This is a genomic window from Streptomyces corchorusii (genome assembly GCF_001514055.1).
Taxonomy (GTDB): domain Bacteria; phylum Actinomycetota; class Actinomycetes; order Streptomycetales; family Streptomycetaceae; genus Streptomyces; species Streptomyces olivaceoviridis.
The window spans coordinates 40,994-60,333 of record NZ_KQ948381.1 but is presented as its reverse complement, the minus strand read 5'-3'; the positions used below and the strand labels follow the sequence as shown (position 1 = coordinate 60,333).

Sequence of the window (19,340 nt, the reverse complement as noted above, 5' to 3'; positions counted from 1 at the left end):
TGACCTACGACGGGATCACCCCGCGCAACTGCATGCCCAGCCTGCACACGGCGTGGGCCACCGCGATCTTCATCCATACCCGCAAGGGCCCACGCATCCTCCGGTACGCGGGCACGTTCTGGCTGATCGCCACGCTCGGCGCGACGCTGGGCTTCGGCTACCACTACGGCACGGATCTCATCGCCGGCGTGGTGTTCGCGCTCACGATCGAGGTAGCCCTGCGCTCGATCGACCGCGGCGGGGACCGGTCAGGCGTCCAGTTCGTCGCTTACGGGACAGCGGTCTTCGCCGCGCTCCTGGTGTCCTACCGCTACCTGCCGACGCAGATGGCCGGACACCCTTGGCTGTTCGGACCGCTTCTCATTCTGGCGATGGCGTCAGTGATCCACCGATACGTACGCATCACCGGACTGTGGGAGCCGAAGGCCGCTCCGGCACCACAGCCGGACCCGCGACCGGAGCTGGTCTGAAGTGTCGCTCCAGGGTCCGGGTGACGGTCCGGCACCTGAATGCGAGTACACGAGCGGCTGCTAGCGTTCGCCCACGTGAAGGACAGCGTGTACGTGGGCAACGCGGGCAAGGACGCGGCATTGGACCGAGGATGGATCCTCGGGCACTTCAAGGACGTTGGCGACCCGCGCCACAGCGAGGCCGTAGAGATCAAGTGGGGCGTCCACCCCCGTGCCGATGCGCGATCGCAGTGGGTGAGGGGCGAGGAACGCACGGCTCTCCTGGTTCTCATCAGTGGCCGCTTCCGCGTCGAACTGCCCGGCCGCAGCGTCCTTCTGGAAGAGCAGGGTGACTACGTCGTGTGGGGGCGCGGAGTCGACCACTCATGGTTCGCGGAGGAGGAGTCGGTGGTCCTGACCGTTCGATGGCCGTCCGTGCCCGGCTACGCGGCGGCTGAGAAGGATGAGGCGGACCGGCGGACCTGACACGTGGGCGATGGTCACGGCCGCTCGTTGAGCCGGTGAACCTGGGGCTGACCGGGTGGGCGGAGCGTGCCCGACGTTCCTTACACGACCACGTCCGAGCAGTCTCCGACGGCCACCAGGCCGGACTCGGTGACGGCCCCGGTGCCGGTGCCCGTCAGATGGTTGCCGGTGACGGCCAGCCCGCGCACGGAGCGGGCGCGCACTGCCGGGGCAGCGGCGTCCTCGAAGACGTTGCCGCTGATCGTCACCTTGCGGTGCACGGGGTGAGCGGGGTCGAGGACGGTGTTGGTCGGTGCGATGAGGAGCCGTACGTGCACCCCGCCGTCGGCCTGCGCATGGACCGCCCCGGCACGCCGGTCCGCGGCGACCCGATCATGTGGGCCCCCGACGACACCGCCGAGCCCGTCGCACACCACCTGATCGACGCGCTGTCCGGTGTCCCGCACTGGAGTCGGAGCGAAGCGCGCGCCCTTGGATTCTGGTGCACAGTCGTCCAGGTCCAGCGGATCGGCGCGGCGCGACTCGCTGAGCAGGGCGGCGTGCGGACGGGCCACACGCCGGCCCCGGTCCGGTCCCGCAGCCGGTGCCAGGCCGTCACGCCGGAGCGGTACACCGTCTCCGCGGGGGCATCACGCCCGGCGGCGCGGTGGCCGGCCGCGCTTGCCGCGGGTCTGCGGAGACGGTGCGCCTGTCAGCTCACCGGTCGAGGATGCGGCGTAGCCAGCGGACGCGGGCCTCGCGGGCGTCGCGGGCGACGGCGGTGTCGGGTGCGATCTGGTCGGAGCCGTGGAATCCGCCCGACCAGACGTGGAGTTCGGCGTCGCCCCCGGCTTGCCAGATGCGGGAGGCGTAGGTGATGTCCTCGTCGCGGTAGGTCTCGGCGGCGCCGGCGTCGATGTAGGCCGGTGGCAGGCCGGACAGGTCGGTGGCGCGGGCGGGTGCCGCGTACGGCGGGACCCGGTCGGTGCCGCGGGCCTCGCCGAGCAGCGACGTCCAGCCGGCCTCGTTGGCGCGCCGGTCCCATACGCCGTGGCCGGCCATCTGGCGGGCGGAGGGGGTGTCGTTGCGGTCGTCGAGCATGGGGCACATGGCCAGTTGGCCGACGAGGCGTGGTCCGCCCCGGTCGCGCGCCAGGAGCGCGACGGCCGCGGTCAGCCCGCCCCCCGCGCTGCCGCCCGCCACCACGATCCGCTCCGGGTCACCGCCGATCTCCGCGGCATGCCGTGCCACCCACACCAGGCCCGCGTAGCAGTCCTCGACGCCCGCCGGGTACGGGTGCTCGGGAGCCAGCCGGTAGTCGGCGGAGACTACGACGAGCCCGAGGGGTGCGGCCCACTCGCGCAGGATGCCGGGCATGCCGGTGCGGCTGCTCCCGCTGATCATGCCGCCGCCGTGCAAGTGGTAGACGACGGGTGCGGCGTCGGGCAGTCCCGCCGGGCGGGCGATCAGCAGCGGGACGTCCGGCGCTCCGTCGGGTCCCGGCACCGTACGCTCCACCACCTCGAAGCTCCCGCCGTCGCGCAGTTCCTCCAGTGTGGGATCGGGGGAGGTCTCGGCGAGGTGTGCGCGCCACCGCGGCACGTCCGCGGGTGACGACGGCTCGACGCCGCGCAGGTCGCCCAGCCCCTCCAGGACGGTTGCCGCTTCCGGGTCGAACGGCACGGGAGCGGGCCGGTCTTCCCGGTTCGCCGGGGCGGCCGGGGCTGCTGGGGCTGCTGGGGCTGCTGGGGCTGCTGGGCCGGGGGTCCGCGGGGGAGTTGCGGCGGTCTGTCGTGGGTGGTCGGCCGGCATGGGGCAGGTGTTCATGGGTTCTTCCTGGACGGGTGCGGGCTGTGCGTCGGTACGTGCCGGGTGCGCGGGCCGCGAGGAGCATGGAGGTGGCGGGGCGCGCAGACGGCGGGGGGTTCCGGGTCACCAGGTCACGGGCAGTTCGTGTACGCCGTAGGCGATCATGTCGTGTTTGAAGCGGATGTCCTCGTCCGGGAGGGTGGTGCGCAGTCCGGGGAAGCGGCGCAACAGGGCCGGGTAGGCGAGTTGGAGTTCCTTGCGGGCCAGGTTCTGCCCCAGGCACTGGTGGACGCCGTAGCCGAACGCGAGGTGTCCGCGTACGTCCGGCCTGTCGATGTCGAACCGGTCGGGGTCGCGGAACACAGCCGCGTCGCGGTTGCCGGAGGCGTTCGGCACGATGACGCCCTCGCCCGCGCGTATGAGCCGGCCCGCGATCTCGACGTCCTCCGTGGCGACCCGGGAGAGCCCGTTCTGGGTGATGGACAGGTAGCGCAGCAGTTCCTCGACGGCCGACGCCACCCGGGCGGGATCGTCGCTGTCCCGGACGACGGCGAGCTGGTCGGGGTTGCGCAGCAGCACCAGTGTTCCGAGGGCGAGCTGGTTGGTGGTGGTCTCGTGCCCCGCGACCAGCAGCGTTATCGCGGTCTCGACGAGGAGCGCGGGAGTGAGTTCGCCGGTGCGCAGGCGTGTGACGACCAGGGAGCTGAGCAGGTCGTCGCCCGGATCGGCGTCCTTGCGCCGGATCAGGTCGCCGAGGAACCCGGCGAGTTCGTCGCGGGCGGCGGTGAACTCCCGCACGGTGCTCTCCCGGGAGATCATCGTGCCGGCCACGCGCTGGAAGAGGGCGTGGTCCTGCCGGGGGACGCCGAGCAGTTCGCTGATGACCAGGGAGGGCATGGGCAGCGCGAAGGCTTCGACCAGGTCGGTCGGCGGCCCGGCGGCCTCCATCCGGTCCAGCAGGTCGTCGATGATCTGCTCCAGCCGCGGAGTCATCGCGGCGATCTGTTTGACCGTGAAGCGCCCGATGAGCATGCGGCGTTGACGCGCGTGCTCCGGATCGTCCTGCATGCTCAGGGCCTGCACCTCCTGGCGGCCCTGGGCCGCGAAGCCCTCGGTCGGTGCGGGAAAGCCGGGTTTGCTCGGGTCGGCGCTGAAGCGCGGGTCGGCCAGCACGGCGCGCTGGTCCTCGTAACGGGTGACGAGCCAGGGTGTCTGTCCGTCCCAGATCCGCACCCGGACGAGCGGGGCCTGCGCGCGCAGGGCGGCGTAGTGCGGCGGTGGGTCGAAAGGGCAGCCGGGAGCGCGGTCCAGGGGGAAGTCGGGAGTGGTCTGCGGCACCGGTGTCTCTCCTCATGACTCGGAGTGTGATGGGGGGAAGCGGCCGACTGCGGTGGCCAACGCCGGCCCTGTTGGGACGCTTGGTGGACCGCAGCGGGCGGGCGGACAGGATCGCCTCCGGCAGCCGAGGCCGACCGGGGCAGACCCGCACGCAGAGCAACAGGTTCGAAAGTTCAAAGGCGGAGGGGCGCCCCACGGCACCGCACGACGTGCGAGTCCGGTCGTGTTCCGTGAGGGACCGATCGATACTGCGAGGCGCGGCTGACGCGGTACGGAAAGGAGCGGCTTCCACGAGAGGACCGATGGCCACGAGAGGACCGAGGCCATGAGAGGACCGAGGCCACACTCACGGCCCGGAAAGAGGGTGACGGCACGCACGGAAGCGGCCCCGCGCCAAGACGCGCGGTACAGCACGCTCACCACACTCGGTGAACACGCACCCGGAGTACGCCGCCTTCGAAGCGGCTACAGTCTGTCAACCTCGATGAACACGCAGGCATGGTAGCACCGCCCCGCACGGCACCCGCCCGCATCCGCCCGCCGTCGCCCCTCGGGTCGGCGCGTCTCCACCCAGGTCTCGCCACCTCCGTACGCGCTCACACGTATCGATGCCGGGTCGCCACACATGCCTGCAAGCCACCGAGTCGTCCCGTACCCGAAAGGCGACAATCAGCCGTTCCGGTGACCCGGCACCCTCGGGCCGCGCATCCGCCCTGACCGGCGCGGGCACCCCGTGCACACGCCCTCGGCCCTGAGGTGACGGACCACTCCGCTGACAAAAAACATGCGGTGTACACACATCTGCTCTTCCGGGAAGGGCGCCCACGTCGTAGCGTGCGTCTCGGTTCGCTCCCGGCACGGCAGGCGGCGCCGGAAGCCGAGCACCACGCGTCCGCCCTCCCCTCCCCCACACCCGCCCACCGCGCGCCGACGCCCTGACGCCCCGACGCCGAACCGTCCGAAGGATCAGGTATGCCACAGCCCTCCCCCACCGCCCTGTCCTGGCCCGCGGAGCGCACCCCGGGCTGCCCGTTCGACCCGCCACCCGCCGTGACCGGTCTGCTGACCACCGCCCCCGTCCAGCGCGTCGCCCTGTGGGACGGGACCGCCTGGCTGGTCACCCGGCACGCCGACCAGGTCGCCCTGTTGCGGGACAGCCGCGTCAGCGCCGACACCAGCCACCCCGGTTACCCCGCCCTCAGCGCCGGCAGCCGGGCGATGCGCTCCCACAGCCGGTCGTTCATCGCCATGGACGACCCCGAACACGCCGACCGCCGCCGCGTCTACACGGCCGACTTCACCGTCAAGCGCACGCGCCGGCTCGCCCCGCGCGTCAAGAGCCTCATCGATGATCTGCTCGACGCCATGGAGCGCAAGGGCCCGCCCGCCGACCTCGTCGCCGACTTCGCCCTGCCCCTGCCGTCCCTGGTCATCTGCGAACTGCTCGGCGTGCCCTACGCCGACCACGACTTCTTCCAGCGGGCCGGCGCCGTCATCGTCGACACCCGAAGCACCCCCGAGGAAGCCCTGGAGGCGTCCCGCCGGCTCATCGACTACCTCGGCGACCTCATCGAGCACAAGGTGGACCACCCCGGCGACGACCTGCTCAGCCGGGTGGCGGCCGAGCAGCTCGCCACCGGACTCGGCACCCGGGAGCAGTGCGCCGACGAGGCCCGTCTGCTGCTGATCGCCGGGCACGAGACCACCGCCAACATGATCGCCCTGGGCACCTGCGCCTTCCTCCAGCACCCCGAGCAGCTCGCCGCCGTGCGCGACGGCTCCCCCGAGCGGGTCGAGGGCGCCGTCGAGGAGATGCTCCGCTACCTCACCATCGCCCACATGGGGCGCCGCCGGGTGGCCCTGGAGGACATCGAGATCGGCGGCGTACGCATCGCGGCGGGCGACGGGATCATCTTCGCCAACGACGCCGCCAACCGCGATCCGGAGGTCTTCGAGCATCCGGAGCGGCTGGACATCGACCGGTCGGCCCGGCGGCACCTGGCCTTCGGCTCCGGTCCCCACCAGTGCCTCGGCCAGAACCTCGCCCGGGTGGAGCTGCAACTGGCCTACCCGGCGCTCTTCCGCCGCTTCCCCGGCCTGCGCCTCGACCGCCCGCTGGAGGAGATCCCGTTCCGAACGGCGATGGCGGTCTACGGCGTCCACGAACTCCCGGTGTCCTGGTGACACCCGTCCCCCACCACCCCGAACGGCAGACGACACACAGGAGCACGAGCACGATGCACATCACCGTCGACGAAGAGAAGTGCTGCGGGGCCGGCCAGTGCGTCCTCCTCGCCCCGGACGTCTTCGACCAGCGCGACGAGGACGGCATCGTGGTGCTCCTCACCCCGCGGGTGCCCGCCGGCCAGGAGGTCGCCGTGCACGAGGCCGCGGCGGTCTGTCCCGCCGCGGCCATCGAGGTCCGGGCGTGACCACCTCCCCCGGCGTGGTCGTCGTCGGCGCCTCGGCGGCGGGCCTGTCCGCCGCCGAGGGCCTGCGGCGGTCCGGGTACGACGGGCCCGTGACCCTGGTCGGCGACGAGCCGCACCTGCCGTACGACCGGCCGCCGCTGTCCAAGCAGCTGCTGGCCGGCGAGTGGCCGCCGGAGAGACTGTCGCTGCGCTCCGCGCGGGACTTCACCGACCTGGACCTGCGGCTGCGGCTCGGCGTCCCGGCCGTGTCGCTGCGTACCTCCGCACACCTGCTGCACCTGGCGGACGGCAGCCGTCTGCCGTACGACACGCTCGTCGTCGCCACCGGCGTCCGGGCCCGGACGCCGGACGGCGCGGCGGCCGGCGCCGGAACGCACGTACTGCGCACCCTGGAGGACGCCCTCGCGCTGCGGGAGGAGCTGAGCGGACACCCCCGCCTGGTGATCGTCGGAGGCGGTTTCGTCGGCGTCGAGGCCGCCGCCGTGGCCCGCGCGCTCGACTGCGAGGTGACGCTCGTGACCGGCGGGGACGCGCCCCTCACCGACGTCCTCGGGGAGACCGTCGCCCAGGTGCTGGCCGAGGTGCACCGCGAGCACGGCGTACGCCTCGTCACCGGGTCACGGGCGGTCGAGGTGCTGCGCGAGCGGGGCCGTACCGTCGGCGTCCGTCTCGCCACCGGCCGGGTGGTCCCCGCCGACGCGGTGCTGGCGGGAGTCGGCGCCCGCCCGAACACCGAGTGGCTCGCCGGCAGCGGTGTTCCCGTCGGCGACGGTGTCGACTGCGACGTGTGCCTGTACGCCGGGGACGACGTGTGGGCCGCCGGGGACGTGGCGTCCTGGCCGGACGCGGTCTCCGGAGAGCGGCTGCGCGTCGAACACCGCATCAACGCCACCGAGCAGGGCCAGGCCGTCGCCCGGAACATCCTCGCCGGCCGGGCCTCGGCGACCGCCTTCCGTACCGTGCCCTACTTCTGGTCGGACCAGTACGGCCTTCGGGTCCAGGTGTACGGGCGTACGCGCGGCGCCGACGCCGTCCACGTCGTCGACGGCAGCACGCGGCAGCGGAGGTTCACCGCCGTGTACGTCCGCGACGGGCATGTCGTCGGTGCCCTGGGCATCGGCATGTTCCGCCCGCTGCGCGCCCTGCGGGAGCTGGTGGCCGCCCACGCGCCCTGGCCCGCCCCGCACGCGGAAGCGGCCGTCCTCGACCGGCGGGGGTGACTACGCGGCCGAGGTGACGCGTCGGCCGGGTCGCCCCGCGTGCCGGGCCGCGACCGCAAGCCGCTCGGGTTCGCGCCCCGGCTCGTCGTGTCCGCCGCCGGCGTCAGCCGCGCACGTGCAGCCCGAAGCCCGTGCGGCCCGCGGGCTCCAGCCCCTCCTTCAGGTGCAGCGAGGGGATCTCGTAGTCGCCGAAGTTCTGCCGCCGGAACGGGATCGGCTCGGCCGACTCCAGGGTGAGCAGGCGCTGTTCCCAGGCCTTGGCGACGTCCGGGTAGTCCTCGTCGGTCATCCGGTCGGCACCGTACAGCACGAACGGGGGCAGCACCTCGATGCCCGGGTAGTAGAGGATGCCGTGGTGGATCGGGAACAGCAGGTCGTCGATGGGGCCGTTGATCCCGCGAGCGGCGTAGTGGGGCTCCGGGCCGCCGACGGTCACCGACAGCAGGGCCCTCCTGCCCATGAGGGTGCCTTCGCCGAAGCGCTCGCCGTACTTGGTGTCGCTGTGCTCGCCGACGCCGTAGGCGAAGTGGAAGGTGAACACCCGGTCCACCCAGCCCTTGAGGATCGCGGGCATCGAGTACCACCACAGCGGGAACTGGAAGATGACCGTGTCGGCCCACAGCAGCTTCTCCTGCTCGGCCAGGACGTCCGGTGTGAGCGCTCCGGCGTCGAAGGCCCGGCCCGAGTCCCGGGCGACCTTCAACGGACGTGAGGCGTGGGGGCCGTAGTCCGCGGCGTCCACGACCGCCTTCCAGTCCATCGCGTACAGATCGCTCACCCGTACCTCGTGCCCGGCGCTCTCCAGCGTGGACACCGCGAGGTCCTTCAGCGAGCCGTTGAGCGACCTCGGTTCCGGGTGGGCGTAGACGATCAGCGTCTTCATGGGAACTCCTTCGGATCGGACGCCTTCGATCCTGGACGCCGCGGCGCCCGGCGTTCAGGGACGCCTCTTCCGTCGGACGGGACTTCCTGGTATCGGCAGGGCCACCTTCACGGGCACGACCGAGGCGATACTGGGGGCATGGACGATCTCGCGGGCTTTCTGCGGACCCGGCGTTCCCGGGTCGACCCGGCCGCCGTCGGTATCCCCACCGACAGCCGCCGCCGGGTCGAAGGGCTGCGCCGCGAGGAGGTCGCGCACCTGTCCGGAGTCAGCGTCGACTACTACGTACGCCTGGAGCAGGGCCGTGCGACCCAGCCCTCCGAGCAGGTCCTCGACGCGCTCGCCCACGTCTTCGGCCTCGACGAGACCGAACGCGAGCACCTCTACCGGCTCGCGCGGCAGCGCCGCCGCCGCGCGAAGGCGCCGGGCGGGCGGGTGCGGCCCGAGTTGCTGCGCGTCCTCGACCTGGTCACCGACGCACCCGCGCTCCTCATGGACCACCGCCTGGACGTGCTCGCCGGGAACCGTCTCGCCGGGCTCCTCTACGGCCGGCCGATGCCGGGTCTGAACACCGCCCGGCACATCTTCCTGGAGGAGACCGAGCGCGGCCTGTACGCGGACTGGGAGAAGTGCACCCTCGACGTGGTCGGGCACCTCCGCCTGGCCGCCGGCAAATACCCCGACGACCCCCGTCTGGCCTCGCTCATCGGGGAACTGGCGATGGGCAGCGAGCGCTTCCGCCGTCTGTGGGCCCGTGCGGACGTGCGGGCCCGCACCCATGGACGCAAGGCGTACCGGCACCCGCTCGTCGGACTGCTGGAACTGCACCAGGAGAACTTCGCGCTGCCGGACGAATCAGGCATGGAGCTCCTGGTGCTGTCCGCGCCCCCCGGCAGCCCCGCCGAGGACGGACTGCGCCTGCTCGCGGGCCTGGGCGCGGACAGCGGCGACGCGCCGTCCACGGTGGACGCCCAGATCCGCCGGTGACGCAACGCCGCCCGCGCATCGCCGGAACGTCTCGGCGCTGACGGTTTCGCGGTCCCCGGGCTGTGTCGCGGCTGGTGCCGCGTTCCTCACCGGCACACGTGCCAGGTGGCGCGGTGGGCCGGCTCTGCTGCCGGCAGGGGCGCCTCGGCCGGTGATGCCTCCCGTCCTCGCTGGGTCGTGGAACGTGCCTTCGCCCACCTGCACTGGTTCCGCCGCCTGCGCATCCGCTGGGGGATCCGCGACGACATCCACGAAGCCTTCCTCACCCTGGGATGCGCACTCATCTGCTGGCGACGCCTGAAGTCATTCCATAGGAGTTCTTACTGCGGGAGGCCCTGGGGAGTTCTTACTGCGGGAGGCCCTGGTAATTGGCCTGCCCGGCGCTCTGACCGCCGTCACCGGCCACATCGCTGCCGGTGACGAACTGAGAGTCGTCGCTGGCGAGGAACAGTACGATGCGGGCGATGTCGTCCGGTTGGCCGACCCGTCCGAGGGCGATGTTGCTGGTATCGAAGACGACGCCCTCGGTCATGGGGGAGTTGATTTGGCCCGGGTGCACCGCGTTCACTCGGATCCCATACACGCCCAGTTCCAGAGCAGCGGCTTTGGTCAGTCCGCGAAGGCCCCATTTGGAGACGACGTAGCCGGACATCCTCGGCACTCCTTGCAGGGCGCCCACCGAGCCGATGTTGATGATGGAGCCGCCGCCGGCCCGCTTCATCGCCGGGACGACGGCCTGGATGCCGTTGAAAACGCCGATCAGGTTCACGTCCAGAGTGTGTTGTAACCGTGTGGTGTCCCACTCCTCCAGGGGGGCCGGATCGGCGATGCCCGCATTGTTTACGAGGATGTCTACGGAACCGAATCGTTCCTCGGCGTGCCGGACGACGTCGGCCCATTCCTGCTCCGACCGGACATCGAGCCGTTCGACGGAGGCAGCCTTTCCAAGGTCCTTGGCGAGGGCCTGCGCGGACTCCACGTTCACGTCCGCGATGACCACGTTGGCGCCTTCGGCGGCCAACCGGCGGACCGTTGCGGCTCCCATGCCCATCGCGCCACCCGTGACCACGGCTGTCTTTCTTTCCACTCGCGCCATCGTGAGCTCCTTCCCGCCCGGAACACAGGTCCGGGACGATCAACTTGTCGTGCCTCTTGTGGCCTGCTCGCGGTTCGGTTCAGTCGTCGATGTCGGTGCACCAAGCCCACCGGGGATAAACGTCAGGCTCAGGGGGAGAGGGAATGCCTAGTGCCAGTCGCCCGCCGGGAGCAGCACCATGTTGTGAGCGTCCAGGATGTCCACCATCTCGTTGAGCTTCTCGGTCGGCCAGGGCTCGGGGCGGCGGCCCTGGGCGTCGCCGTGTTCGAGAAAGAAGTTCTCCGGACCGGCGGGTGTGTAGAAGACGAGGAGCCGGGACGGCTCCGGGCTGGTGTTCTTGAAGGCGTGGCGCGTGCCCTTGGGGACGTAGATGAAGTCTCCGGCCTGGGCAGTGATTCTCTTGCTGCCGTTGAGGAACTCGAACTCTCCGGAGACCACGTAGAAGGCCTCATCCTCCTTGGTGTGGATGTGCGGGACGTTGCCGTGGTCGGGCTCGATGAGGCCGTCCATGAAGGCGAGTGCGCCGTCGGTCTGCTCGCCGGTCACCTTGACCGCGAACGTTTCGTGACCGGTGAGCCGTACGACACCTCCGTCCTTGCGCACGACGAAGCCGTGGGCTGATGTCCAGACCGGGTCGTCCTTGTCGGGGAGCGGCAGTTCGAAAGTCATGGCGTGACTCCTACTCGTGTGGTCTCCCGTGCGGTGCTATGGGTTCGGCTCGCCGCATCACGGGGGGAACCGTTAGGCGCCCCTGGTCGGCATCTCCCGCGACAGCGGAGCCGGCGCAGCCGGGGCGTCATCGGTCTGCGCGTGCCCGGCTCACCGGCTCGGCCCCCTCGCTGACTGTAGGTCATTGAACGGCAATCAACAAGAGGGAGTCGGGGTGTGACCGGTGTCAGACCCTCGCCTAACCTGGTGAGAGTCCGACACCGGTAGGTGAGGAAGGTTCAGACGTGCCTCAATCCATCACGGGCAAGCCGCCGACCAAACGGCAACTGGCTGCCGAGCAGACACGTCAAAAGCTGCTCCGTTCCGCGATCGAGAACTTCTCCCGGCGGCCTTACGCGGCAGTGACCGTCAGCGACATCGTCCGGTCGGCCGGAGTCGCTCACGGTCTTCTGTCTCATCACTTCAACGGCAAGGAGAACCTTTACGCGGAGGTGGTGCTTGAGATCAGCCGCCGGCTTCGCGCAGCGACGACCATCACCTCCGATGGAGCGACCAGCGAACGCCTGCGCAGGCACTTCGCCGCACATCTGAACTTCCTCGCCGACCACGAGGATGCCGCCTTGAACATCATCCTGCGCAGAGGCGAAGCCACGGACCTCGCCTGGGAGACCTTCGAAGCGGTCCGGTACGAGGGACGCAAGAGCATCTGCGCGTTGCTCGACCTCGACGCCGACGCCCCCGAACTGCGGCTGCCTGTGCGGGGATTCAGTGCCGCCTGTGACGAAATGACCCGCCAGTGGCTGAGAGACGGCCGCCCGATACCGGTCGAAGCACTCGTCGAGAGTTTCATGGCTTTCCTGGCAGGCGCCATCCAAGCTGCCCACGGACTTGCGCCCGCACCCGCCCTACGCCGGGCGCTCAAGGTGCTCAGAGACGGGGACCCCCACCCGCGGAACACGCTGCAGGCTTGAACGTACAAGTACCGATTACCCGGCCGAGGCTGCGTGTCAGACCAGGAGCTGACGGCGCAGCCATGCCACTCGGGCGGCGATGGCGTCCTGCGAAATCACGGCATGCGGGGCCACGACGTCGAACCCGTGGAACCCACCGGGCCAGACGTGCAGTTCGAGGCGGCCGCCCGCTTGCCATATGCGGCTTGCGTAGGCGACGTCCTCGTCCCGGAACGTTTCGGCCGACCCGACGTCGAGGAACGTGGACGGCAGGCCGGAGAGGTCTGCCGCACGGGAAGGCGCAGCGTACGGGGACACGTCCGGTCCTCCGCGAACGCCGTCGCCGAGGAGCGCGTTCCACCCGGTCTCGTTCGAGGAGCTGTCCCAGATACCGGCGCCGCGCATCTGCTGGGCAGAGGGCGAGTCGTTGTGGTCATCGAGCATCGGCGACAGGAGCAGCTGGGCCAGGATCGCCGGGCCGTTGCGGTCGCGTGCCATCAAGGTGACACCTGCCGCGAGGCCACCGCCGGCGCTCGCACCGCCGATGACGATGCGTTCAGGGTCGATGTTGAGTTCGTGGGCGTGATCCGACACCCACACCAGGCCCGCGTAGCAATCCTCGACGGGGCCCGGGTGGCGTGTCTCGGGTGCGAGCCGGTACTCGACCGAGACCACGGCCATGCCCATCGGCTCGGCCAGGTTCAGCATCTCGACCAGGCCGAACCGGTTGTCTCCGATGATCATGCCGCCGCCGTGAATGTGGTACATCGCCGGGGCCGGGGTCGCCGCCTGCTTCGGGAGACAGATCAGCAGCGAGATATCCGGTTCCCCGTCCGGCCCTGGCACCGCCCACTCCCCCACGCTGTAGGTGCCACCGCGCGAGAGGACCTCGTCGGTCGGGGTCTCCACCCCGGGGACGGGCCTGCGCATCTCAACGATGTTGTCCAAACGGTACGCGTCGGGGGAGCGCAGGCCGGTCAGGACCTCGATGACGGGAGCGAGCTCCGGGTCGAAGGGCGGGGGCGGTCCGACCGGTGGGGCGGATGGCCGGTCTGTGATGTGTGTGGTCATGTGTTCTCCCTGGCAAGCGCGTCGACGGCGCCGTCGACGCGCTTCTCGGTGTTGCCGAGGCGAGTGGCTGCTCGGAGCCGGTGCCTGGCTCATACGGTCGGGACGGTCCCGCCGTCGATCACGTACTCGGCTCCTACGATCGCCGAGGCGCGGTCCGAGACCAGGAACCCGACCAGGTCCGCGATCTCCTCGGTGTTCGCGAATCGTCCCAGGGGTACTCCTCCGAGGGAGTCGTAGATGGTCTGCTTGGCTGCTTCACGTGTGAGTCCGTTGCCCTCGGCGATCCGGTCCACGAATCTCTCGTAGGCTTCGGTCTCGATTCCGCCGGGGCTGATTGCGTTGACCCGTACGCCGCGCGGCGCGAGCTCATTGGCAAGTCCCTTGCTGTATGTGCGCAGCGCGGCCTTCGCCGCCGCGTAAGCCAAGGACGCGTCATACAGGGGCAGCTCACGCTGGATCGAGGTGAAGTGCAGCACCACGCCCGCCCCGGACGCGATCATTGCCGGGAGAAGAGCTCGATCCAGCCGTACGGCTCCCAGGAGGTTGAGGTTCAGCTCGGTGAGCCACTGGTCGTCGGTGATGACCGCGAATCCGCCAGGCGGCGTCGACGCCCCTCCGACGACGTGCACCAGGATGTCGAGTGCGCCGGCCTCTGCGATTCGAGCGGCCACGGCGTTGGTGCCTTCTGTCGTCAACACGTCCGCTTCGATGAATCGGTCAGGGTGCTCGTACCCGTCGGGCATCGTTCGCGCCGTCACGTAGACGTCGGCACCCATCTCTCGCAGCCTCTCTGCGACGGCCTTGCCCGAGCCCTTCGAACCGCCCGTGACCAGCGCCCGGCGACCGTCGAGGCGATCACGATCTGAACTAGACATTCTTCTCTCCACTGAAGATCGAGATGGCGCGGGTTCGGTCAGGCCGGGTGGTTGGCGATGACGAGTTCGGTGACGAGGTCATCCCGCAGCGCGAACCGGTAGTCGAGCTCGGCGACGCCACCCGGGAAGGTGCCCTCCAGCCGCACGGTGACCACCCAGTGGGCGTCATCGACGCGGTGAGCGCCGATCTGCTCGGTCGTGTATTCGAACTCGGACCCGGCGTCCCGCAGGAACGCGTGGGCCTCCTGTCGGCCGCGGAAGGTCTCGCCCTGGTCGACGACCACCGCATCCTCGGCGAGGAACGACGAGGCGGTGTCGGCGTCGCGGACGACATGGGCGGCAAAGAACTCGCGCACGGTGGCCGGGAGCAGATCGGACGGGAGATCGGTGTGCTGTGTCATGAGCCCACCGTGTGACCTCACGGCGCGGGAGGGTCAAGCCGTGGACTCTCCCCCAGGGAGAGCGTTCAGAATGAGGGGATGCTGACCATCGGGGAGTTCTCGCGTCTGACCCACTTGAGCGTACGGACCCTGCGCCGGTATCACGAGGCGGCCTTGCTGGAACCCGCCGTGGTGGACGAGACCACCGGTTACCGCTACTACGGCGTCGACCAAATCCCAACCGCGCAGGTCATCCACCGGCTCCGCGAGCTCGACGTCCCCCTGAGCGATGTGCGGCGGATCCTGCGGACCCCCGACCCCGATGTCCGGGCGGCCCTGGTCACGGACCACCTGCAACGCCTTGAGGACGTGCTCGACCGCACCCGGGCCGCGGTCGTGTCGCTGCGCCGCCTGCTCCGGCCCGACCCCGCGCCGATCGACGTCGAGCTGCGTGCGGAGCCCGCCCGGACGGTCGCGGCGGTGGAGGCCGTGGTCGGGCATCGCGACGTCGCGACCTGGTACGCAGGCGCGATGGCCGAATTGGAGGCGGCCGTCGGCGCAGCCGTGACCGGACCGCCGGGCGGTAGCTACGACAACGCCCTTTTCGAGCAGGAGCGCGGTCGCGCGGTCGTCTACCTGCCGACCGCTGCGCCGCCTCGCACCGGGCGCGTGCACCCCGCGATTCTGCCGGCCGCGGAACTGGCCGTCACCACCCATGTCGGCGAGCACGACGGCATCGAGGTCACGTACGGCGAACTCGGGACCTGGGTGGTGGAGAACGCAATGTCGGTGGCCGGGCCGGTGCGGGAGGTCTACGTTGTCGGCCCTCGCGACACAAGCGATCCCGCTGCGTGGCGCACCGAGATCGGCTGGCCGGTCTTCCGTGTCACCTGAAGCGGTCAGTGCGGTGCGGAGTCCTGGAACGACGGGGCGCATGCCTTAGAGGACGTCTGGTTCACGCGACAAGGCCCGGGGGGCTCACGGCCGCAGCGCGGAGCCCACCGCGGCCGTAGTGGACGCGCAGAGCGTGAAGACCTCGGCAAACGTCGTCGCCGAGACCAGCCAGGGCATTGCTCGTCTGCGACGGCCTCAAAGGACTGCCGGACGCGGTCGAGACCGTCTGGCCCCGCACGGTGGTGCGGACCTGCGTGGTCCACCTGCTGCGGAATTCCTTCCGCATGCCGCCCGCCAGGACTGGGACAAGATCGCCAAGCTCCTCAAGCCCGGCTGCACCGCGTCGACCGAGGAGGCCGCACTCAAGCGGTTCGCCGAGTTCGCCGACATCTGGGGCAAGAAGTATCCGGTGATCGTGAAGCTGTGGGAGAACGCGTGGAAACCGCCCTGAACGCCTTCGACATCACCTTCGACGGCCGACTCTCCGCAGCCCGTCAGTAATCCCAACCACCCTCGTTACAGTGTCCGGTTGGCAAACCCCGTCATGGACGGGCCATCCGACATGGCCCTGGCTGTGGACCCGGTCCGTGACGACCTCATGCGCCGTCCACCACGCGACCCGCAGAAACGGATCCTCAACGCCCGCAGGCTCCTGGCCGTCCTCCGGGCAGAAGCCGTGATGGCGGGCGGAACCGTGGTCCTGCTCGCCGTAATCCTGTCGTCGCTCGGCCACGCCACGGCCGTGACCATGAGCGTTCACCTGAGCGCCGAGGACGCTGCGTTGTTCGGCCGCCACCAAATCCGCAACCGCGTCCTGTGGTGGTGCCTCGGGGGCGTGCTGGCCGTACAGGTGGCTGCGGTATCTGCCCTGGGCCCGTTCTGTGTTCGGCACCGTCCCACTGGAACCGGGCCAGTGAGCCGTCTGCCTCGGGACCGCGTCAACGGTGCTGCTGGCCGAACTGGCCGCGTACGGCGGACGAGGGGCGGCTTCCCGGCCGTAGTGGCCAGGCCGACGAGCGAGCGGATCGGGCCCACTTGCGCCGGGGCGCCGATCGTCGCCCGCGTGAGCCGGAAGACGGCCCGTGCCGAGGTGCAGGTCTTCGATTTGAGACAATCGCACCCTTTCAGTATGGCGAAAAATAGACGCTTGAAGTGGCGGCAAACAGCCCGGCCGGTTCGTGATCCTTGACGGCCGGACAGGTGATCGCCAACGCTTTCTTCGTCGCATCCGCGGCAAGTACGTGCAGCACATGGGCCGCCGATCGCCGATCGGCAAGGCCTTTTCCTCTGTTTGCCCGACAGTAAGGAGTGCAGCCATGTCGAAGTACACCCTGGAAAAGAAGCCCGCCTTCTTCCGCGCCGCCAACGCGGAGGTCTTCTTCGAGGCGGAGGCCATGGAGACCGAGGCCGTGATCAGCAGCCTCGGCGAGGAGCTGGAGGTCGACGCCGAGCTGGACGCGATCCTCGGCGAGCGCTGACCAAGGCACCCAGGAGGGAGCGGCTCCGGCCGCTCCCTCCGTCCGCGAACTGCTCCGGATTCCCGAAGGAATTGTGCTGACGTGCCAAGACTGCGGACGAAAACCGCGTTCGCCGGGCTGAGAACGGTCGCGCCCGACGCAGTGCCGCTGGACGCCGCCGCGGCGGTCGTCGGTTCCGGCTATTCCCTCGGCAGCGCCCACCAAGGGGCCGAAAACGGCCCCTTCTTTCTCCGGACGCTTTCCAAAGCGCATACCTGGGGTACGGAACAGCCCGGAATCGTCCAACTGCGCAACGGGCGCGTCCCCCTGGAACGCGCGGTCGACATCGGCGACGTGCTCTTCGACGGCATGACGCTCGCCGACGCCCAGGAGGCACTCGCCCAGGTGATCGCCGCACTGCCCGCCGGCACCGTCCCCGCGGTGATCGGCGGCGATCACACGGTCACCCTGCCGGTCGTCCAGGCGCTGTGGAAGCGGCGCCGGCGCCCCTTCACGGTCGTCCAGTTCGACCATCACCTGGACCTCCAGATCTGGGACGGCGCACCGACCCGGGACGTCCCCCGGGACCCGGTCTTCAACACCAACGTGATGTCCCACGTGTCCGACCTGGTCGGACCCGAGCGTCTCTTCCAGGTCGGGGTGGCGCCGTACGCCACGGTGGAGGCCGACAGCGCCGACGGCCTGGACGGCTACCTCCACGGCGTCGGACTGCAACTGCCGCTGCTGGCCCCGGAACTCGACGACCTCGAAGCCTTCCGGGCCGCCCTCGGCACCGGCACCGACGTCTACCTCACCGTCGACATCGACGTCCTGGACCGTTCGGTGATGTCCTCCACCGGCTATCCGGCGGAGGCCGGCCTGGGCACCCGGGACCTGTTGCGCCTCATCGACTGGGTGCTCCGGGACAACCGGCTCGTCGGCTTCGACCTGGTGGAGTTCGCCGCCCCCGCCGACGCCCGCGACGCCACCACGCTCTCGGATGCCGGCCGCGCCGTACTGGTGTTCCTGCATCTTCTCAACTGGGCGTGCCGCCAAGCGGCAGAGAGGGCGTGACGACGATGAGCGGAGCAACCCCGGACCGGATCGCGTTCGAGACGGTCGAGGTCCAGGCCAACACCTTCCAGGAAACCCTGCTCGGGCTGGAGTACACCACCGGCCCCGGCCGGCCGGCCGACCTGTTCTCCCGGGCCTGTGCGGAGCAGTACGCCGACCTGCGGCTCGATCGCTTCGGCTACCTGCTCGCCCAGGTCTTCGAACCCAACGTCCTGCACGAGGCCGCCCTCCTCGCCGGCCTGTCCTACGACTCCCTGGCCGACCTGAGCCACCGGCCGACGGAACCGGTCGAACGGCTGGCCGCACTCGTCCGCGACGCGGCCGACCTCCCGGTGACCGCCCTGGTCAACACCGCGGCCGCGCTGATCAGCGTCTCCCGCTTCGACCCCGCCGAACGCCTGCTCGCCGACGCCTACGCCAGGGCCGCCACACCGCGCGAGCGGTTCGAAGCCTCCATGCTCGCCTTCGTCGTCACCAACCGGCGCGACGACGGCGCCGACTCGCCCCGCCAGTTCGACCGCATGCGCGAGGCCGCCGAGACCGGCGAGGTGCCCGAGGACCGCGTCCTGGACGCCTGCTCACAGGCCGTCGTCTGGTACCTCAAGCGCAAGGAGCTGCCGGAGGCGGAGTACGAGTGGTTCCACGCCACCGGTGCCCGGCTGGCCGAGACACACGACCGGCTCGACCCCGGAGCGATCTCCTCCTGGTACCGCGCCCTCGCCATGGTCCCGGCCGCCGTCGGCGAGGCGGAGACCACCCGCCGCTACATGGAGTACGCGCGGGAGGCCGCCGAGGACACCATGGCGCGCCGCCCCCGCGCCTACGAGACGCACTTCCTGAAGACGTACCACGAGTCCTCGCTCAAGGAGCACATGTACCTCACGCGCGACCTCGACCGGGCCGAGGAGGCGGGGCGGGCCTTGATCGCCCTCGACCCGGCCTGGGCCCCCAGCTACGGCGAACTCGCCGAGGCCTACGCCGCCTTCGGCCGACCCGAGCAGGCAGCCGAGCTGTACGAGCAGGCGGTCGCGGCCGGTCCCCCGTACGTCGGCCACCACATGCTGCGCGCGGCAGGCTGCCACCGGAAGGCCGGCGCCGCCGACCGCGCCCTCGCCCTCCACCGGGACCTGGCCCGCCTCGCCCCCGACGACGAGCAGGTACTGCGCGACGGCCTCGACCTGGCCGACGGCTTGGGCGACGACACCTCCCGCCACCAGTTCCAGGCCGCGCTGGAGCGGCTGGGCCACGACGGCACCCGCGGCGCCGGCCCACAGGCGGGGGACCGGTAGCC

21 protein-coding genes and 2 pseudogenes are annotated in these 19,340 nt (G+C 70.5%); 14 read left to right on the top strand and 9 right to left on the bottom strand.

The genetic code is table 11. The features are described from left to right. Both AQJ11_RS43445 and AQJ11_RS43440 read left to right on the top strand, forming a co-directional pair. Window positions 1–470 (top strand): phosphatase PAP2 family protein (locus AQJ11_RS43445; RefSeq protein ID WP_208616765.1); only part of this gene is annotated, 470 nt, incomplete at its 5' end. Between the two features lie 75 nt (window positions 471–545). Further along, complete coding sequence (locus tag AQJ11_RS43440; protein ID WP_059267175.1) at window positions 546–935, top strand: cupin domain-containing protein; 390 nt, start codon at window positions 546–548, stop codon at window positions 933–935. 80 nt (window positions 936–1,015) lie between these two features. Here AQJ11_RS43440 and AQJ11_RS53020 read toward each other — a convergent pair whose 3' ends face one another. The 3 genes from AQJ11_RS53020 to AQJ11_RS43425 all read right to left on the bottom strand — a co-directional run bounded on the left by AQJ11_RS53020 (window position 1,016) and on the right by AQJ11_RS43425 (window position 4,061). Beyond that, the gene (locus AQJ11_RS53020; protein ID WP_425265033.1) at window positions 1,016–1,489 is read right to left on the bottom strand and encodes a hypothetical protein; all 474 of its coding nucleotides are present in this window, start codon (window positions 1,487–1,489) and stop codon (window positions 1,016–1,018) included. Between the two features lie 142 nt (window positions 1,490–1,631). Further along, window positions 1,632–2,597, bottom strand: coding sequence for an alpha/beta hydrolase (locus AQJ11_RS43430; RefSeq protein ID WP_059267169.1), 966 nt, complete (start codon window positions 2,595–2,597; stop codon window positions 1,632–1,634). 249 nt (window positions 2,598–2,846) lie between these two features. Then, a complete protein-coding gene (locus tag AQJ11_RS43425) occupies window positions 2,847–4,061 on the bottom strand; it encodes a cytochrome P450 (RefSeq protein ID WP_208616764.1) in 1,215 nt (404 codons plus the stop codon). 972 nt (window positions 4,062–5,033) lie between these two features. On the opposite strand from AQJ11_RS43425, the gene AQJ11_RS43420 reads away from it, so the two are divergent. Genes AQJ11_RS43420 through AQJ11_RS45185 form a run of 3 tightly spaced genes read left to right on the top strand, consistent with a single transcriptional unit; the run spans window position 5,034 to window position 7,713 of the window. Beyond that, window positions 5,034–6,245: a cytochrome P450 gene (locus tag AQJ11_RS43420; protein WP_059267168.1), complete on the top strand. Its 1,212-nt coding sequence runs from the start codon at window positions 5,034–5,036 to the stop codon at window positions 6,243–6,245. 53 nt (window positions 6,246–6,298) lie between these two features. Next, entirely contained in the window at window positions 6,299–6,493 is a 195-nt protein-coding gene (locus AQJ11_RS43415) for a ferredoxin (RefSeq protein ID WP_059267167.1), read from the top strand. After that, entirely contained in the window at window positions 6,490–7,713 is a 1,224-nt protein-coding gene (locus AQJ11_RS45185) for an NAD(P)/FAD-dependent oxidoreductase (RefSeq protein WP_063807759.1), read from the top strand. Before AQJ11_RS43415 ends, AQJ11_RS45185 begins: the two co-directional genes overlap by 4 nt. 103 nt (window positions 7,714–7,816) lie before the next feature. Here AQJ11_RS45185 and AQJ11_RS43405 read toward each other — a convergent pair whose 3' ends face one another. Further along, window positions 7,817–8,596 (bottom strand): NAD(P)H-dependent oxidoreductase, encoded by a 780-nt coding sequence (locus AQJ11_RS43405; RefSeq protein ID WP_058084445.1) that lies wholly within the window; start codon window positions 8,594–8,596, stop codon window positions 7,817–7,819. 138 nt (window positions 8,597–8,734) lie between these two features. Here AQJ11_RS43405 and AQJ11_RS43400 point away from each other — a divergent pair, with 138 nt between their 5' ends. Both AQJ11_RS43400 and AQJ11_RS51985 read left to right on the top strand, forming a co-directional pair. Beyond that, entirely contained in the window at window positions 8,735–9,583 is an 849-nt protein-coding gene (locus tag AQJ11_RS43400; RefSeq protein ID WP_059267166.1) for a helix-turn-helix transcriptional regulator, read from the top strand. Window positions 9,584–9,748: 165 nt separating this feature from the next. Continuing rightward, window positions 9,749–9,874: pseudogene (locus tag AQJ11_RS51985) on the top strand (IS5/IS1182 family transposase); the annotation flags it as partial. Window positions 9,875–9,929: 55 nt separating this feature from the next. Here the strand turns inward: AQJ11_RS51985 and AQJ11_RS43395 are convergent. Further along, on the bottom strand, window positions 9,930–10,679 hold the full coding sequence (locus tag AQJ11_RS43395; protein WP_059267165.1) for an SDR family NAD(P)-dependent oxidoreductase: 750 nt from the start codon (window positions 10,677–10,679) through the stop codon (window positions 9,930–9,932). A 147-nt stretch (window positions 10,680–10,826) separates the two neighbouring features. After that, window positions 10,827–11,348, bottom strand: a complete 522-nt coding sequence (locus tag AQJ11_RS43390) for a cupin domain-containing protein (RefSeq protein ID WP_059267164.1) — start codon at window positions 11,346–11,348, stop codon at window positions 10,827–10,829. A 284-nt stretch (window positions 11,349–11,632) separates the two neighbouring features. Here AQJ11_RS43390 and AQJ11_RS43385 point away from each other — a divergent pair, with 284 nt between their 5' ends. Further along, a complete protein-coding gene (locus AQJ11_RS43385; RefSeq protein WP_059267163.1) occupies window positions 11,633–12,319 on the top strand; it encodes a TetR/AcrR family transcriptional regulator in 687 nt (228 codons plus the stop codon). A 36-nt stretch (window positions 12,320–12,355) separates the two neighbouring features. Here AQJ11_RS43385 and AQJ11_RS43380 read toward each other — a convergent pair whose 3' ends face one another. The 3 genes from AQJ11_RS43380 to AQJ11_RS43370 all read right to left on the bottom strand — a co-directional run bounded on the left by AQJ11_RS43380 (window position 12,356) and on the right by AQJ11_RS43370 (window position 14,645). Continuing rightward, on the bottom strand, window positions 12,356–13,369 hold the full coding sequence (locus tag AQJ11_RS43380) for an alpha/beta hydrolase (RefSeq protein WP_059267162.1): 1,014 nt from the start codon (window positions 13,367–13,369) through the stop codon (window positions 12,356–12,358). Window positions 13,370–13,458: 89 nt separating this feature from the next. Then, entirely contained in the window at window positions 13,459–14,244 is a 786-nt protein-coding gene (locus AQJ11_RS43375) for an SDR family oxidoreductase (protein WP_079082697.1), read from the bottom strand. A 38-nt stretch (window positions 14,245–14,282) separates the two neighbouring features. After that, on the bottom strand, window positions 14,283–14,645 hold the full coding sequence (locus AQJ11_RS43370; RefSeq protein ID WP_059267160.1) for a nuclear transport factor 2 family protein: 363 nt from the start codon (window positions 14,643–14,645) through the stop codon (window positions 14,283–14,285). 78 nt (window positions 14,646–14,723) lie between these two features. Between AQJ11_RS43370 and AQJ11_RS43365 the strand changes: the two genes are divergently transcribed. The 6 genes and pseudogenes from AQJ11_RS43365 to AQJ11_RS43350 all read left to right on the top strand — a co-directional run bounded on the left by AQJ11_RS43365 (window position 14,724) and on the right by AQJ11_RS43350 (window position 19,338). Next, entirely contained in the window at window positions 14,724–15,518 is a 795-nt protein-coding gene (locus tag AQJ11_RS43365) for a MerR family transcriptional regulator (RefSeq protein ID WP_059267159.1), read from the top strand. 176 nt (window positions 15,519–15,694) lie between these two features. Then, window positions 15,695–15,957: pseudogene (locus AQJ11_RS43360) on the top strand (transposase); the annotation flags it as partial. Between the two features lie 90 nt (window positions 15,958–16,047). Beyond that, window positions 16,048–16,707, top strand: coding sequence for a cation transporting ATPase C-terminal domain-containing protein (locus AQJ11_RS51980; protein WP_244218655.1), 660 nt, complete (start codon window positions 16,048–16,050; stop codon window positions 16,705–16,707). Window positions 16,708–16,834: 127 nt separating this feature from the next. Continuing rightward, window positions 16,835–16,996 carry a hypothetical protein gene (locus AQJ11_RS49595; RefSeq protein WP_159061809.1) on the top strand — a complete coding sequence of 54 codons (162 nt, stop codon included), beginning with the start codon at window positions 16,835–16,837 and terminating at the stop codon, window positions 16,994–16,996. Between the two features lie 81 nt (window positions 16,997–17,077). Beyond that, a complete protein-coding gene (locus tag AQJ11_RS43355) occupies window positions 17,078–18,049 on the top strand; it encodes an arginase family protein (protein WP_079082696.1) in 972 nt (323 codons plus the stop codon). Between the two features lie 5 nt (window positions 18,050–18,054). Beyond that, window positions 18,055–19,338: a tetratricopeptide repeat protein gene (locus AQJ11_RS43350; protein WP_059267156.1), complete on the top strand. Its 1,284-nt coding sequence runs from the start codon at window positions 18,055–18,057 to the stop codon at window positions 19,336–19,338. Window positions 19,339–19,340 lie beyond the last annotated feature (2 nt).

Coding starts and splice junctions, on each gene's coding strand:
- AQJ11_RS43415 (WP_059267167.1), top strand. CDS start 6,299: ATGCACATCACCGTCGACGAAGAGAAGTGCTGCGGGGCCGGCCAGTGC.
- AQJ11_RS43365 (WP_059267159.1), top strand. CDS start 14,724: ATGCTGACCATCGGGGAGTTCTCGCGTCTGACCCACTTGAGCGTACGG.
- AQJ11_RS43405 (WP_058084445.1), bottom strand. CDS start 8,596: ATGAAGACGCTGATCGTCTACGCCCACCCGGAACCGAGGTCGCTCAAC.
- AQJ11_RS43370 (WP_059267160.1), bottom strand. CDS start 14,645: ATGACACAGCACACCGATCTCCCGTCCGATCTGCTCCCGGCCACCGTG.
- AQJ11_RS43400 (WP_059267166.1), top strand. CDS start 8,735: ATGGACGATCTCGCGGGCTTTCTGCGGACCCGGCGTTCCCGGGTCGAC.
- AQJ11_RS43375 (WP_079082697.1), bottom strand. CDS start 14,244: ATGTCTAGTTCAGATCGTGATCGCCTCGACGGTCGCCGGGCGCTGGTC.
- AQJ11_RS43420 (WP_059267168.1), top strand. CDS start 5,034: ATGCCACAGCCCTCCCCCACCGCCCTGTCCTGGCCCGCGGAGCGCACC.
- AQJ11_RS43380 (WP_059267162.1), bottom strand. CDS start 13,369: ATGACCACACACATCACAGACCGGCCATCCGCCCCACCGGTCGGACCG.
- AQJ11_RS43390 (WP_059267164.1), bottom strand. CDS start 11,348: ATGACTTTCGAACTGCCGCTCCCCGACAAGGACGACCCGGTCTGGACA.
- AQJ11_RS49595 (WP_159061809.1), top strand. CDS start 16,835: ATGTCGAAGTACACCCTGGAAAAGAAGCCCGCCTTCTTCCGCGCCGCC.
- AQJ11_RS43350 (WP_059267156.1), top strand. CDS start 18,055: ATGAGCGGAGCAACCCCGGACCGGATCGCGTTCGAGACGGTCGAGGTC.
- AQJ11_RS43395 (WP_059267165.1), bottom strand. CDS start 10,679: ATGGCGCGAGTGGAAAGAAAGACAGCCGTGGTCACGGGTGGCGCGATG.